This window comes from Acidithiobacillus sp. (assembly GCF_027322205.1).
In the GTDB taxonomy this organism is placed as follows: domain Bacteria; phylum Pseudomonadota; class Gammaproteobacteria; order Acidithiobacillales; family Acidithiobacillaceae; genus Acidithiobacillus.
Genome location: NZ_DAHVHY010000054.1, coordinates 1 through 13,391 on the forward strand (window position 1 = coordinate 1; position 13,391 = coordinate 13,391).

The 13,391-nt window shown below is 58.5% G+C and carries 18 protein-coding genes; 10 read left to right on the forward strand and 8 right to left on the reverse strand.

The genetic code is table 11. The annotated features are described in order from the left end of the window. From M7F93_RS08700 to M7F93_RS08715, 4 genes are all read right to left on the reverse strand, one after another. Positions 1-317 (reverse strand): MgtC/SapB family protein (locus tag M7F93_RS08700; protein WP_298172050.1); only part of this gene is annotated, 317 nt, incomplete at its 3' end. 16 nt (positions 318-333) lie between these two features. Next, complete coding sequence (locus M7F93_RS08705) at positions 334-534, reverse strand: hypothetical protein (protein WP_298172052.1); 201 nt, start codon at positions 532-534, stop codon at positions 334-336. 38 nt (positions 535-572) lie between these two features. Next, positions 573-1,448: an NRAMP family divalent metal transporter gene (locus tag M7F93_RS08710; RefSeq protein WP_298172055.1), complete on the reverse strand. Its 876-nt coding sequence runs from the start codon at positions 1,446-1,448 to the stop codon at positions 573-575. A gap of 35 nt (positions 1,449-1,483) precedes the next feature. After that, positions 1,484-1,783, reverse strand: a complete 300-nt coding sequence (locus tag M7F93_RS08715; protein ID WP_298172058.1) for a divalent metal cation transporter — start codon at positions 1,781-1,783, stop codon at positions 1,484-1,486. A 579-nt stretch (positions 1,784-2,362) separates the two neighbouring features. Between M7F93_RS08715 and M7F93_RS08720 the strand changes: the two genes are divergently transcribed. The 5 genes from M7F93_RS08720 to M7F93_RS08740 all read left to right on the forward strand — a co-directional run bounded on the left by M7F93_RS08720 (position 2,363) and on the right by M7F93_RS08740 (position 5,568). After that, positions 2,363-2,614 (forward strand): hypothetical protein, encoded by a 252-nt coding sequence (locus M7F93_RS08720; protein WP_298172060.1) that lies wholly within the window; start codon positions 2,363-2,365, stop codon positions 2,612-2,614. A gap of 137 nt (positions 2,615-2,751) precedes the next feature. Then, on the forward strand, positions 2,752-3,018 hold the full coding sequence (locus tag M7F93_RS08725; protein WP_298172063.1) for a hypothetical protein: 267 nt from the start codon (positions 2,752-2,754) through the stop codon (positions 3,016-3,018). Between the two features lie 49 nt (positions 3,019-3,067). Then, the gene (locus M7F93_RS08730; protein WP_298172066.1) at positions 3,068-3,319 is read left to right on the forward strand and encodes a hypothetical protein; all 252 of its coding nucleotides are present in this window, start codon (positions 3,068-3,070) and stop codon (positions 3,317-3,319) included. Continuing rightward, the gene (locus tag M7F93_RS08735; RefSeq protein ID WP_298172069.1) at positions 3,316-4,365 is read left to right on the forward strand and encodes a glycosyltransferase family 4 protein; all 1,050 of its coding nucleotides are present in this window, start codon (positions 3,316-3,318) and stop codon (positions 4,363-4,365) included. Before M7F93_RS08730 ends, M7F93_RS08735 begins: the two co-directional genes overlap by 4 nt. A 12-nt stretch (positions 4,366-4,377) precedes the next feature. Then, positions 4,378-5,568 (forward strand): NAD-dependent epimerase/dehydratase family protein, encoded by a 1,191-nt coding sequence (locus M7F93_RS08740; RefSeq protein WP_298172072.1) that lies wholly within the window; start codon positions 4,378-4,380, stop codon positions 5,566-5,568. Between the two features lie 298 nt (positions 5,569-5,866). Here M7F93_RS08740 and M7F93_RS08745 read toward each other — a convergent pair whose 3' ends face one another. The 4 genes from M7F93_RS08745 to M7F93_RS08760 form a co-directional block, all read right to left on the reverse strand. After that, positions 5,867-6,238: a helix-turn-helix domain-containing protein gene (locus M7F93_RS08745; RefSeq protein ID WP_298172075.1), complete on the reverse strand. Its 372-nt coding sequence runs from the start codon at positions 6,236-6,238 to the stop codon at positions 5,867-5,869. Between the two features lie 18 nt (positions 6,239-6,256). After that, positions 6,257-6,544, reverse strand: a complete 288-nt coding sequence (locus M7F93_RS08750) for a type II toxin-antitoxin system HigB family toxin (protein ID WP_298172078.1) — start codon at positions 6,542-6,544, stop codon at positions 6,257-6,259. Between the two features lie 401 nt (positions 6,545-6,945). Continuing rightward, a complete protein-coding gene (locus M7F93_RS08755; RefSeq protein WP_298172082.1) occupies positions 6,946-7,110 on the reverse strand; it encodes a hypothetical protein in 165 nt (54 codons plus the stop codon). 117 nt (positions 7,111-7,227) lie between these two features. Further along, a complete protein-coding gene (locus M7F93_RS08760) occupies positions 7,228-9,051 on the reverse strand; it encodes a pyruvate kinase (RefSeq protein ID WP_298172086.1) in 1,824 nt (607 codons plus the stop codon). Between the two features lie 363 nt (positions 9,052-9,414). Here M7F93_RS08760 and M7F93_RS08765 point away from each other — a divergent pair, with 363 nt between their 5' ends. The 5 genes from M7F93_RS08765 to M7F93_RS08785 form a co-directional block, all read left to right on the forward strand. Next, on the forward strand, positions 9,415-10,809 hold the full coding sequence (locus M7F93_RS08765) for an OprD family outer membrane porin (protein WP_298172089.1): 1,395 nt from the start codon (positions 9,415-9,417) through the stop codon (positions 10,807-10,809). 52 nt (positions 10,810-10,861) lie between these two features. Then, on the forward strand, positions 10,862-11,947 hold the full coding sequence (gene pstS / locus M7F93_RS08770; protein ID WP_298172094.1) for a phosphate ABC transporter substrate-binding protein PstS: 1,086 nt from the start codon (positions 10,862-10,864) through the stop codon (positions 11,945-11,947). A 72-nt stretch (positions 11,948-12,019) separates the two neighbouring features. Then, a complete protein-coding gene (phoU, locus tag M7F93_RS08775; RefSeq protein WP_298172097.1) occupies positions 12,020-12,736 on the forward strand; it encodes a phosphate signaling complex protein PhoU in 717 nt (238 codons plus the stop codon). 190 nt (positions 12,737-12,926) lie between these two features. Next, on the forward strand, positions 12,927-13,127 hold the full coding sequence (locus M7F93_RS08780) for a hypothetical protein (RefSeq protein WP_298172100.1): 201 nt from the start codon (positions 12,927-12,929) through the stop codon (positions 13,125-13,127). 50 nt (positions 13,128-13,177) lie between these two features. After that, the coding region (locus tag M7F93_RS08785; RefSeq protein WP_298172104.1) for a hypothetical protein at positions 13,178-13,391 on the forward strand (214 nt) is incomplete at its 3' end.

Sequence of the window (13,391 nt, forward strand, 5' to 3'; positions counted from 1 at the left end):
CCGACGGCCGCCGAACCCCAGAATGTCGCGGCGGTGTTGAGGCCGCGCACGTTGGCGCCTTCCTTCATGATGGTTCCCGCGCCCAAAAAGCCCACACCCGAAACGACGTAAGCGACCACCCGGATGGCTTCCGCCGATCCGCCCATGCGCAGGGCCAGGTCCACGAAGATGGCGGCACCCACCGCCACCAGCGTATTGGTACGCAGGCCCGCAGTCCGTTGGCGCCATTGCCGCTCAATACCAATGAGGGCACCCAGGACAAAGGCGAGGAGCAGGTCTTCCGCGGTGAGAACGAGGTCGGGCATCTGTGGCGTCATGGCGGATATTCCCCGGTCAATGAATTCCGCGCACGAAACCGATGGCCACCATGACCAGCATCACCGCGATGTAGATCCGCAGACCCCAGAAGGCGACCTGGATCCATCCCCGAACGGGGGCGCGGGTGAGGGGTTGGGGCTCCAGATGGGTTTCCTCCTCGAAAAACTCCAGAAAATCCTGGGTTGGCGCCGAATGAAAATCTTCTTTGCGGTGCATGGGAACTCCTTAGGAGGAAGGGAATACCACGGTATAGCCTACAGTCCGTTGGCCAGGATGAGGAAGCCGACGATGGCGAAAGCCGAGTAGTTCTGCCAGGGCCGATTGACGTAACTGCCCATGATCTCCTGGTCATTGAGCAGCATGAGCAGGAACAGCATGGCGGCGGGCATGAAAATGGAGGCGATCACCTGGACGGTCAGGTTCAGGAAGCCTAGGGGGATATGAGGAATCAGGACCACCATGGCGGCGCTGAGTATGCCGGACAGATAGAAAGGCAATGCGCGTTGTGGTTTAAGATTCAGGCTGCGGGGCAGTTTGAGCGCCTCGCCCACCGCCCAGGAGGTGCTGGCGGTAATGGCGATGGCCGCTATCAGTCCGGCCTCGACGAGGCCCAGGGCAAACAGGGCGGTTCCGATGCTGCCCAGGCTGCTTTGCCGCAGGATGTGCAGTATGGCCTGTATATCAAAGTTGGCCGCGCCCGTGTGTCCGTAGACCAGCGTTCCCGTCAGCACGACAATGGCGATGGCGATGATCCCCATGGAGAGGCTGCCGATGGCCGTGTCCGTCTGACTGCTGGGGATGTCATTGACGGTAAGTCCCTTGTCGACGACGGAGGATTGCTCGAAAAACAGCATCCAGGGGGCAATGGTGGTGCCGAGATTGGCGAGGATGACATAGGTAAAGGCACCCAGGGCGGCGGCGGCAGGGATATGCCAGTTACCGATGGCGGCAACGACCTGACTCCAGTCCGGATGCGCGGCAATGGCCAGGGGTACGAAAATGATGTTGCCGGCGGCGATCCACAGCGCCAAGCGTTCCCAGGTGCTGTAATGCAAAAAAATCATGATGGAGGCGACGAATATCCAGGCGATCGGCACCGAAAGGAAAGGGGATACGGAAAAGATGCTCATGCCCACCCGGATGCCGATGAACTCGGTCACCAGGGTCAGGATGTTGGAACGGTGAGATCGAGCAGGGAAAACACGCCCCAAAAGGCGCCATAGCGGCCCCAGATCATTTCGGCGTGGCCGCGATGAGTCACGGCACCCAGGCGGACGGTCATCTCCTGTACGACGTAGGCCACGGGAATCATGAGCAACAAGAAAGGGATAAAAAAGCCGATGCCGTACATTGCGCCCGTCTGGGCATAGGTGATGACGCCGCCACCAGGAGGGATGGTGACGCAGTTGATAGATCCGCCTCGGTGGGTGCCGCAGAGGTTTCCGGTATGGCCGACATAACGCATCCTCCACTATGAACAATGGAGCGCGACTTTGACATAACCATCCCGCCGATCTTGCCCAAAGCAAGATCGGCATTCAACTTGTGAATAGGGAAAAATGGTTCACACCGCCCGAGGGCCAGGCGGTGGCGCAAGCGTTACTTGGCCAAGCCGCCCCAGATCCCGGGCCCTGAGTTGCCCCCATGGGGCCTACTAGGGTGACTGTCCAAGCCTCGCTGCCTCCTAACGCAAAATGATGTCGAGCTTTTACACCACCCCGCAGAAGCACGTCAAGAAAAAACGATCGGCCCATCCAGAGGAGCGTTCGGGGGTGCAGGCGCACATTCTATCTGGTCACCCGACAGGTCCGAGGTGCATCGGCCGTTCAGTTCCAGCGGCAACCTGGGCAACCGCGCTAGGGGGACCGCCTTTCAGGGGCTTCATAAGCTCCCCGCGCCTGGTTCGCCAGGATCACGACCGGCTCCGGTGCAAGCCCGAGGAATATGTCGAAGCCGACGAAACCGGTTTCATAAAACTGTCACATTCGAATGGTACTCTGCGTTCGGGTATCCCACCCTTGATGGTCGACTGGCAGGAGGATGTATGGAACGCAATGCGGTGGAAGAGCAAATAGCCCAACATTACGCCGGTGGTATCTATGCGCCCGATCGCGCCCCGGAGGCCGCGGCTATCCAGGGCGATACGCTGTTCATGTTCCTGATGGGCGAAGCGGGACAGTGTGAAGATATGGAGGCTTGGATGGTGCGGATGGCCGATGCCATGGATCGGGTTCAGGAATTGATGGATGTTCTGGAAGCCCTGGACGAAGAAGAGGAGGCGTCCGGCGCGGCTTGACGGAGGATCGGCGCAGCCCTGTTGAGTCCGGGAAGACCTTGCAGCGGGTGCCGGGCTTGCGAACAGAGACCACGTAAAGATCGGGATGGCCGGACCATCGCTGCAGACCTCCCGCCAACCAGACATGGAGGAAAACCGTGGAACTCAATGCGATGCAAAAACGCATTGCCAAACTGTATGAGAAGGGCGCCTTTCATCCCGGACGCTTTCAGGTGGATGCCGACGAGCGCCGTGAGGCGGTGTTTCTCTGCCTCCTGCAGCAGGCAGAATCCTGTGCGCATCTCGACGATCTGAAGAAACGCATCTGGCAGATCTCGGAGGAGTTGCTGAATCTCATGGAATTGCTGGATCAGGCCGGCCAGCCTGAGAAAGGCGGTATGTACTGTGAATCGGTCGGGGCATAAAGGGCGGCTAAGGGCCGTCCGTCTGGTCATTTGGATACCCGAGGCGGTCATGGAAGCCTTGGCCTGGCGGGCGGCGACCGAAGTCGTGTCGGTGGGCGCCTGGGCCGGCCGCCTTCTGGCAGAAGCCGCTGGGGACTTTTGGGAAAACCACGAGGCGGTGACGGCGGGTGACGGTCGGGTACTGCATGCGATGGCGACGTGGAATGAACAGAAGGGTCTTGTTTCCCTGACGTGGGTGCCCATGGCATGGCTGCGCCAGGCGCATAGCGGGCTGCCGCAAAGCGCACCGGATTGTCCATGAAGGTCGCTCTGGTGACGGACGCCTGGTTCCCGCAAGTGAATGGGGTGGTGACGACCCTGAGCCAGACGGCAACCCAGTTGCGCCATTTGGGGCATGAGGTGCGGATGGTCACCAACGAAGGGGGCACCAGTATCCCTTGCCCAACCTATCCGGAAATTCGCTTGACCCTCTGGCCCAAACGCCGTATCGGCAGGACCTTCAGCGCGTTTTTGCCGGATGCCGTGCATATCGCCACCGAAGGCCCCCTGGGTCTGGCCGCGCGCAATTGGTGCCGGCAACAGGGTTGGATCTTTACCACGTCCTTCCATACCCGCTTTCCCGAATATGTCGCCGCCCGATTCCCGGTTCCCGTGTCTTGGGGGTACGCCTACCTGCGCTGGTTCCACGGGGCGGCGGATCGTATTCTGGTTTCCAATGCGGCCCTGACCCAGGAGCTGGGGGAGCGCGGACTGGATCGGCTGTGCTTGTGGCCACGTGGTGTGGATGGGGAACTCTTTCGGCCCTTGCCGGAGGAGGAACGTCTCGCCCATCTGCCCGGTCCCCGTCCGGCCTTCGTGAATTTCGGTCGGGTGGCGGTGGAAAAAAATGTCGAGGCGTTCCTCCGTCTGGATTTACCCGGCAGCAAGCATGTGATCGGTGATGGACCCCTCCGCGCGGATTTGCAAAGACGCTACCCCGAGGTGCATTTTCTCGGCTTGATGCGGGGGGAGACGCTGGCGCGCCACTTGGCTTCCGCTGACGTGATGGTCTTTCCCAGCCGCACCGACACCCTGGGACTGGTCCTTTACGAGGCCAACGCCTGCGGCGTGCCGGTCGCCGCTTATCCGGTGGTGGGTCCCCAGACCGTGGTCGAGAATGGGATCAACGGTTATCTGGATGAGGATTTGGGCAAGGCCGCCCTGGCCGCCTTGTCCGTTTCCCGTGATGCCTGCCGGACTGCGGCGCTGGCCCACGACTGGCGCCGCTGCACGGAGATATTTGCGTCCCTGCTGGTACCGGCGCGTCCCGATGCACTGAATGCTTTCCCTCGGCAAGACGTCGTATAGGAAGAAAACGCGATGCGGATCGTGATTCTGGGTGGCGATGGCTTTTGCGGCTGGGCCACCAGCCTGTACCTCTCCCATAGGGGCCACGAGGTTCACATCCTCGACAATTTCGTCCGCCGACGGCAGGATCGCGAACTCGGAGTGGAATCCCTGACGCCTATCCGGCCCCTGGAGGAGCGTTTGCAGGTATGGCAAACCCTCAGCGGGCAGCGGATTGGGTTCACCGCCATGGACATTGCCAAGAATTATGAGCGACTCCTGGATTTCCTCGGGCGTTGGCGCCCCCAGGCCGTTGTCCATTTCGCGGAGCAGCGTGCCGCCCCGTATTCCATGAAGTCTTCCTGGCACAAGCGCTATACGGTGGACAACAACCTCAACGCCACCCATAACGTGCTGTGCGCCTTGGTGGAATGCGGACTGGAAGCGCACTGCCACCTGGTACATCTCGGGACCATGGGGGTCTATGGTTACAAAACTTCCCGCTTCCAGTTGCCCGAGGGCTATCAAAAGGTAAAACTGGTCTCGCCGGACTGCGAGGAAAGCGAAGAAACGGAAATTCTTTATCCTGCGGATCCCGGCTCCATCTATCACCTGACCAAGACCCAGGATCAGCTCTTTTTTTACTACTACAACAAAAACGACGGATTGCGAATCACTGACTTGCACCAAGGTGTCGTCTGGGGGACGGAGACGGCGGAGACGCAGTTGGACGAGCGGCTCATCAACCGCTTCGACTATGACGGCGACTTCGGCACGGTGCTCAACCGTTTCCTCATGCAGGCGGCGGTGGGCCATCCACTGACGGTTCATGGTACCGGCGGGCAAACCCGGGCCTTCATCCACATCCGCGATACCGTCCGCTGCATCGAATTGGCCGTCGATCATCCTCCGGCGCCTGGTGAGCGGGTCCGGGTCTTCAATCAGACCACCGAGACCCACCGTGTTCGGGATTTGGCGCGATTGATCCATACCCTGACCGATATTCCTGTGGCATTTGTGGATAATCCCCGCAACGAGCAGGCCGAGAATGAATTGCGGGTGGCAAACCAGGGTCTGCGGAATCTGGGGCTGGAGCCTGTCACCCTTTCGGCGGGACTCCTGGAGGAAATCCGGGGCATCGCTCGCAAGTACCGCGACCGCTGTGACCCTACCAAGATTCTCTGCCGATCCCATTGGCGGCGGCCACCGGAGCCAGATGCTTAGGTCACCGAACTCCCGCGGACTTTCAATCTACAACGAACCTACGGGAGAAGTATTTTCAGGGCGTTCGTAATTTGGTGTGTATGACCCCCCTACCGCATCACAGATGATTCTGTCCTATTTTGTGTATTTGACCAAAACCAGCTTAGTTCGCTTCTGCAGGCGATTTGTGTATGAGTGTGCCATCGCCGATGTCGAACACCGCTGCAAGCAGTCGCAGATCCACTCCATAGTTGATCTCGGACGGCGGGCCATCCAGCGGTTCCACCATTGCGTAGAAGCCAATCTCAGCGTTTGGTGATCACCCGGCAACCGTCTCCGCAACCAGCACATCGACCGGGATGCCCAGGCTCTGGTGCAGTCTACGGATCATGGCCAGCGTCAGCGGACGCTGGCGATTCAGAACTTCGTAAACGCGGTTGCTCTTGCCAATGATCGGCTCAAGATCTTTGACGGACAGACCGATTTGATCCATACGGAATTTGATGGCCTCCACCGGATCGGGCGCAGTAATGGGGACGTGCTTGGCCTCGTAGGCATGCACCAGCGTGGACAGGATGTCCAGACGATCACCCTCCGGCGTGCCCGGATCAGGGTCAGAGTCCATCAAGACTGCAATCTCTTTGAGAGTGTCCTTGTAGTCTGCTTCGGTGTGGATAGGGCGGATGTCCATGCTTTTCTCCGTGGCCAGTCAGGCCATTTCAACGGTTTCTGCGTCCACTGCATCGTACTCCTTGTGGGTGCCGACAAACTTCACGTAGACAATCTGCAACTTGTACGCGACGGCTACGATCAACCGGTAGTCATTGCCTTTGATGTTGAAGACGACTCGACAGTTCTTCAGCACACTGGCGCTGCGATACTGCGCCTTGATGTCGGCGGGCTGAGTCCAGGTCGCGTTCGTCGCTTCTTCGTACCAAGCCTTCAACGGTTGCTCGGCGTCGGGATGGGCATTCCAGAAGTCTCGAAGGGTAGACACGGCAATCACTCGCATTGAATGGAATATAGTCTCAGAATGATACTGCTGCAAGGACATCAGAGGCAGTGGCATCCGAGGCAAGTCCCCTATGGACAAGCGCGCGCTGACTGGGCACCAATCGCCTTTGATCCAGGGCTGCTCAGGCTATGGCATACACAGCCTCTTACGATTTTGGAAAGGTGGCATACATCCATGCATACGCAAGCTATTGCGATTTTGGAACGTGAACACCATCCAGGAAATCTGAAGCCGTACACAGGAAATTACGAATACCCTATTTTCACAACATTTCTACTGCGAATTAGAATTACTCAACGCACCTAATGCTGGTGTCCAGGGTCGGTTGCCGTTAGGACGAGGGGGAGAAGGCGTCCTTTAGGAGATTGGTCACGCTTTCCGGCTCAACGGTCTGCAAGACCGGCTAGCGCCTTGGGATGGGCGTACCAGCGCAGCTTACCGCTCAAGGCGCTGTCCTCATCCAGGTCCACCGCCAGCGCCGCTCCAGTCTTGATCGGCAGCACGGCACCAGTGATATCTCGTGGGATTACGGAAGGGGATATCGCCATCTTCTCAGCCCTCACCCATTTCACCTCAAGCCGCATCCGTGCAGGCTGCCCGCGAAAAGCCCAGGCACAGCGAGTCTTTTGCCAACCAAGAGAAAATCCAGCCAACCGCGGGCATTTTCATGACCAATGTAGAGCGCGCATGAGGGCAAATTTTTTACGCTGATGGCCCTGCATGCGGGTCAGGATGTCATCCAGGGTGCGCACGGCCTGGCCAATAAATGGCCCTTTGTTGAGCATTACGCACTCCGCTCGTTCTCCCATGGCCGCATCGGTGAGTTCGGGGCGTGAGATCATCCCCTTTTTGGCGAGGCTCTCCAGAACCTGGGTGGCCCAGACCACCGGCAGATGGGCGGCATCGGCAAGCCATAGAATTTCCTCCTGCACTTCGGTGAGCCGTTCCGGCCCCACCTCCATGGCGAGATCGCCGCGGGCCACCATGACGCCCAATGGTTGGCGGCCTATGGCGGCGAGGAGGATTTCCGGCAGTCGGTGAAAGGACTGGGCGGTTTCAATCTTGGCGATAATGCCGAGGTGTGTGGCCTGACGTTGGCTGAGGGCGTCACGCAGTGCATGCATGTGCGTGGCGCTTTCCACGAAAGAGAAGCCGATGATGTCTACCAACGGGACAATCACGTCCAGATCGACGCGATCCTTGTCGCTCAAAGAGGGCAGGTTCAGGGATAGACCTGGAAAATTCAAGCCCCGGTCGGGGAAGAGGCGATCTCCACCGGGTTTAGCAACCATGATCTGGAGCAGCGCGCCATCGGGAGACTGGGAAATCACTTCCGCACCGAATTTACCGTCATCCATCCATACCTTCTGGCCTAGCGGTAGACGTTCCACCAGGGAGGGGATCGTACAGGAAATGCGGGCGGGTTGATGGCGATCCGGGTCTGCGGCCTTGCCAGGCAAGACATCCCGGGTCAGCAAGAGGTGATCTCCTACGGCGAGAAGCATGGCGGTAGGTGTTTCGGAAATACCGGCGATGTGCCCATGACAGCGGCGGCGCTGGTCGCTTTGCCACGGGCTCCCGTTTATGAGATAGGCGCTTTGCGGGCAACTCAGGGTCAACACCGAGTCTGTCACGGATTCGACCTCCAGGCGGCGCTCTTTGCCTCGTGCATCCGTGCAGCGTAATACTTCCCCGGCTTCTGGGGGACGGCTGGTCTTGATCGGCAGGAGTTGGCAATCCACCGGGGGCAGCGGACCCTGTGCATCCTCTTTCCACGCTGCACGACAATGTGCTGGAATAACCGTCCGTCCCCGATGGTCCCGTACGGGACGCAGGTGCAGGACGCCTTCCTCCATGGCCAAGGGGCCGGTGCGAATCTTGTGGCCGGCCAGATCGGCGAGGAGCTTGCACGGGCGCTCCGTCTCCTGCCTCGCTTGGTGCAGCGTCTGCACCATTGCTGCCCACTCCACCGGACTGTCATGAGCGCAATTGATCCGGGCGATGTCCATGCCTGAAGTCAGCAACTCTTTCATGAAGGCAAGATCATTGGCCCGCTCGCCGGGCAGGGTCACCATGATGCGGGTATTCCGTTTGCCTGGGGCTGGTCCCAGGAGTATCTCGGTGTTGCTCCGGAGCACGGACATGTCCTCGTCACTACGGATCGTTGAGACATCTAAAGCGTGCCCTCGGGCTTTTCCGGTGGCTGCCCGAAGCACCGCGATGATGCGCTCTATGCTGTCCAAGACATGGCTTTCACAACGTCCCAGTGAAGACAGACCCTCTCGGGCCAAGGCTTCCTGGAGGGGGCGGATATCGACGCTGCGCAGGGCCAGATAATGGATCACATTGCGCACTCCGGGATGCAATCGCAAGCTGGGATCCTGGCTGTCCAAGGCGGCGAGGCGTTTTTCGCTTTCGTCCAAGACACGATCGTGGAGGGCGAGTAAGGAATCCAGCAAATCGTTCCATGGTGCCGCACGTGTTGGCATAAACCCTCCGTAGCACCGAAGCAAGAACATGACGCGTTGGGACAAGAGGATAGCACTTTAATGTGACGTTTTGATGACAACTCAGGGTAAAAACTCCGGCAGAGGATATCCGCCCTGAGCCAACCTGCGATTATTCGAGGGGAATCAGTGGGCCAAGGGCTGGTTGGGTAGGTTCATCAAGCTGTCACAATCGCCCTGTATATTCGGACGTTGAGATAGTCAATGTGCCAATGCCTTGGCTACTGCTCTGGGCTCAGTTGTTGTTTTTCCGATTGCGACCAGGCTCCTTGAAGTGGTCAGCAATCGTAAAGCCACCGGCTCCGCCAGTGGATGTCTACTCAACAGCGACGGAGGAGAGGATCCATGAAACCCCCTAAAACCGTATACAAGGTCCTGGGCGCAGCAGCGCTCCTGACCCTGACCAGTGCAGCGGCTCAAGCGGAAACACTCAGCCAGTTCTTTGCCGCCAGCAAGATTGGCGGGCAGATTCGTTCTTACTATTTCAGCCGTCTCTACGGTGCGAGCGGTCCCAACACCTTCAACCAGGACGCCTATAGTCTCGGGGGTATGCTCAACATCCAGACCGCTCCCTTCCTGGGCGGCTTCGGCGTCGGGGTAAGCTTCTACACCGCCAATGCCCTGGGCGCCAACAACTTGTCGGGTGCCCCCGCTTATCCACATCTGGATACAACCCTGATGGGTCCGCAGCAATCCGTCAATGCCCTCGGCCAAGCCTATCTGCAATATGCCGTCCCCAAGAGGCTGCTGATCCGTGCCGGTGATCAGGTCGTCAATACACCCTGGCTGAACAATTCCGATTCGCGCCTCCTACCCGCCACCTACCAGGGTGTTTATGCCGAATATAGTCCCATCCATGAAGTCAAGCTCTATGGCCTGCGGGAGTTCCGTTGGAAAAGCCGCACCTCCGGCAACTACTATAAGGATAACCTGTATTATCCCGCCACCTTCAGTGGAGATACCCTCTATGGCGGTACGCCGGCCCTTTCCGCTTCGGCCCCGCAAACCAGTGGTACCCTGGCCTTCGGCGTCAGCACCCAGGTCATGGGCCTGAAAGCCCAGGCTTGGTATTATGATTTTTATCAGTTCGCCAACACGTTCTACAGCGACGCCAACTACACCCTCAAGACAGGGACGGGGCTTGATCCCTTCATCGCCGCCCAGTTTATGCGCCAATGGAGCAATAACAGCCTCTTGGACGGCACCAGGCTCAACAATTCGCCCGTCTCCGCCACCTCTGTCAGCAATACCTCCTGGGGAGTGCAGGCCGGTCTGAACTATACGCGACTCAACAGCATCATCGGCGGCGGCCAACTCGCCTGGTCCTATAACGAGATCCTTCCCCACGCCGGGGCGGTGGGCGGTGGTGCCATCGTTTCGCCTTATACTGTCGGTTATGCCACCGACCCCCTCTATACCACCTCCATGATCCGTGGCCTCGTAGAACAGGGACCTGGCAATGCCTGGAAGGTCAAATGGACACAGAACCTGTTTGACAAGCAGGTCCTGCTGATGGCGGCCTTTGCGCGTTACCATACCTATTTTCAGGGGGCGAGCAATGATACCTATTTGGATCTGACTTATTTCCTTCCAGGCAAGCTCAAGGGCCTGTCCATCCGCGACCGTGTGGAGGTCAGCAACGGCCAGGGCGCTTATAACGGCTTCTTGAGCAATGGCGCCGCGTTCAATAAAGGCCGTTCTTTCATCTACAACCGCGTCATGCTCACCTATGGCTTCTAAAGCGGTGCGCATCCTATCTTGTCCTCGTTCATTGTCCCACACCGGAGGTTTTATGTCTTTTCGCATGAAAAACGATTTGTCTCGCAGCATGAAGGGCATCGCCCTGTTTTCCACTCTGACCCTGTCCGCCTTCGCCGCCATGCCCGCCTCGGCGGCGCCTATTTCCCTGCTGGAGACCGGATCGACCCTGCTCTATCCGCTCTTCAACCTGTGGGTGCCGGTGTATACCAAAATGAATCCCGGCGTGCAGATCACCACCCAAGGCACGGGCAGCGGTACTGGTATTGCGCAAGCCATTTCCGGCGTGGCGCAGATCGGTGCTTCCGATGCCTACATGAGCGATGCCCAGATCAAGATGCATCCCAATATCCTCAACGTCCCGCTGGCCATCTCGATTCAAATGGTCAACTACAACCTGCCGGGTTTGAACAACGTCCACCTCAAGCTCTCCGGTCCCGTGTTGGCAGGGATCTATAATGGCACCATCACCAACTGGGACGCCGCCGCCATTGCCAAACTCAACCCCGGCGTCAAGCTGCCCAACCATCAGATCATTCCGGTACACCGTACGGATGGTTCCGGCGATACCTTTATCTTTACGACGTATCTCTCTGATACCACACCGGTATGGAGCAAGAATATCGGCTACAGCACGACGGTGAGTTGGCCGGCCGTTCCCGGCGGCATTGGTGCCGAGGGCAACCCTGGCATGGTACAGGCCCTGAAGACCACGCCCTATGGCGTCGCCTACATTGGCATCAGTTGGAAGAAACCGGTGGAAGCAGCCCATCTGGGTCTGGCCATGCTGGAAAACCGTGCCGACCGGTTTGTGTTGCCGACGGTGGCCAATGCCAAGGCGGCAACGGCTGAAATGGTCGCCAAGACCCCTGCCGACGAGCGCATCAGCCTGGTTTATGCTCCAGGCGCCAAGTCCTACCCCATCATCAACTACGAGTATGCCATTGTCAGCAAGACCCAGCCCAATGCCCCGGTCGCGGCAGAACTGCGCAAGTTTCTGAACTGGTCCATTGATCCCAAGGGTGGCAATGCGCCGCACTTCATTCAGGCGGTGCACTTCGTCCCCCTGCCAGATAGCGCTGTAGCCCTTTCGCGCAAGCAGATTGCCGAAATCCAGTAAGCGGGACCGGGAGCCGGGCGCGATTACCCGGCTCGCCATACCACGGAGGTGTTACGGCTCAGGAGACTGAAAATGGTAGAGATTGATCCGCATATCTCACAACGTTTTGATACAGAACTCCATGAAATTCGCACCATGGTGTTGGCCATGGGTGGTTTGGTGGAGGAGCAAATCGCCAACGCCATCCAGGCGCTGCAAACAGGAGACAGCGCCTTGGCCAGCGAAACTATTTCCCGTGATTATGAAGTCAATGATTATGAAGTGCGTATCGAGGAGGAGTGCATCGGCATCCTTGCGCGCCGGCAGCCTGCTGCGGGTGATCTGCGTTTGGTCATGACCATCATCAAGACCGTTGCTGATCTGGAACGTATGGGGGATAAGGCTGCGAAGATCGCTGACATGGTGCTGGCGATGGGCCACGGGCTACGCAGTGCGAGCCCCACTTTCTTGCGCGACATCGACGGCATGGCCAAGTATGCCCTCGATATGCTGCGCCGGGCCATGGACGCCCTGGCGCAGGCCGATGCGGAGGCGGCTATCGAGGTGGCCAAGGGCGACGAAATACTTAACCAGGAATATCGCTCTGCCATGCGCCGATTGATCACCTATATGCTGGAGGATCCACGCATCCTCACGCAGGCCATTGACGTGCTGTTCATCGCCAAGGCCATCGAACGCATTGGCGACCATGCGCGCAACATTTGCGAATACGTGATCTATCTGGCGAAAGGCAAAAATGTCCGGCACTTGCCCATCGAGCAAGTCGCTGAATCGTTGCAAAAGGAGTGATAAATGGACCAATCGGTTTCTCCTTTGTCTGTGGAGACCGATTTGGCCACACCGCGACGGGCGGTCCCTGTCTTGCATCGAACCATTAATCTTCTCAGCGGCTTTTTTGTCGCCATCACGTGTCCCTGGTGACATAATTTATGGGTGGGGGAACCCGATGTTGGACAACAGGTAAAGAGGGGGAGCCACCATGAAATTGCCGATTTTTCGGATTTCTCTGGGCGCGACGGCGAGCCTCCTGCCGCTGTCGCTCGCGGGAGTGATCGTTTTTCTTGTCCTCTATTTGTGGCCCGCCATTCAATACAATGCACTGCGCGAGCGCTGGGCCGAAAAAGACGTAACAATGGGTGTGACAACGATAAACACGGCTCACTCTGAGACGCCATCATAATGTCACATTAAGGTGCTACGATTGCCCCACGCGTTGAATGGGGAGGGGACATGTCAACCACACAACACCACTTGGCAGCCCAGCGAGCCTTTTATCAGGCCATTATCCAGGTCGAACACCTGCATGCAGACTCACAGGCGGATTTGCCCGTCACGCGGATGTTGGAACAGGTGACCTGCCTGATCGCCGATATTCTGGATGCACCTATGGTATGGATTGGTCTGGTCCCTCACGGTCAGTCGGTATGGTCGTCGACAGCGGCAG

Bases quoted from the DNA above. Each gene is read 5' to 3' on its own strand.
- M7F93_RS08715 (WP_298172058.1), bottom strand. From the start codon at position 1,783: ATGCGTTATGTCGGCCATACCGGAAACCTCTGCGGCACCCACCGAGGC.
- M7F93_RS08735 (WP_298172069.1), top strand. From the start codon at position 3,316: ATGAAGGTCGCTCTGGTGACGGACGCCTGGTTCCCGCAAGTGAATGGG.
- M7F93_RS08760 (WP_298172086.1), bottom strand. From the start codon at position 9,051: ATGCCAACACGTGCGGCACCATGGAACGATTTGCTGGATTCCTTACTC.
- M7F93_RS08745 (WP_298172075.1), bottom strand. From the start codon at position 6,238: ATGGACATCCGCCCTATCCACACCGAAGCAGACTACAAGGACACTCTC.
- M7F93_RS08710 (WP_298172055.1), bottom strand. From the start codon at position 1,448: ATGAGCATCTTTTCCGTATCCCCTTTCCTTTCGGTGCCGATCGCCTGG.
- M7F93_RS08730 (WP_298172066.1), top strand. From the start codon at position 3,068: ATGGAAGCCTTGGCCTGGCGGGCGGCGACCGAAGTCGTGTCGGTGGGC.
- M7F93_RS08765 (WP_298172089.1), top strand. From the start codon at position 9,415: ATGAAACCCCCTAAAACCGTATACAAGGTCCTGGGCGCAGCAGCGCTC.
- pstS (WP_298172094.1), top strand. From the start codon at position 10,862: ATGTCTTTTCGCATGAAAAACGATTTGTCTCGCAGCATGAAGGGCATC.
- phoU (WP_298172097.1), top strand. From the start codon at position 12,020: ATGGTAGAGATTGATCCGCATATCTCACAACGTTTTGATACAGAACTC.
- M7F93_RS08740 (WP_298172072.1), top strand. From the start codon at position 4,378: ATGCGGATCGTGATTCTGGGTGGCGATGGCTTTTGCGGCTGGGCCACC.
- M7F93_RS08720 (WP_298172060.1), top strand. From the start codon at position 2,363: ATGGAACGCAATGCGGTGGAAGAGCAAATAGCCCAACATTACGCCGGT.
- M7F93_RS08780 (WP_298172100.1), top strand. From the start codon at position 12,927: ATGAAATTGCCGATTTTTCGGATTTCTCTGGGCGCGACGGCGAGCCTC.
- M7F93_RS08705 (WP_298172052.1), bottom strand. From the start codon at position 534: ATGCACCGCAAAGAAGATTTTCATTCGGCGCCAACCCAGGATTTTCTG.
- M7F93_RS08755 (WP_298172082.1), bottom strand. From the start codon at position 7,110: ATGGCGATATCCCCTTCCGTAATCCCACGAGATATCACTGGTGCCGTG.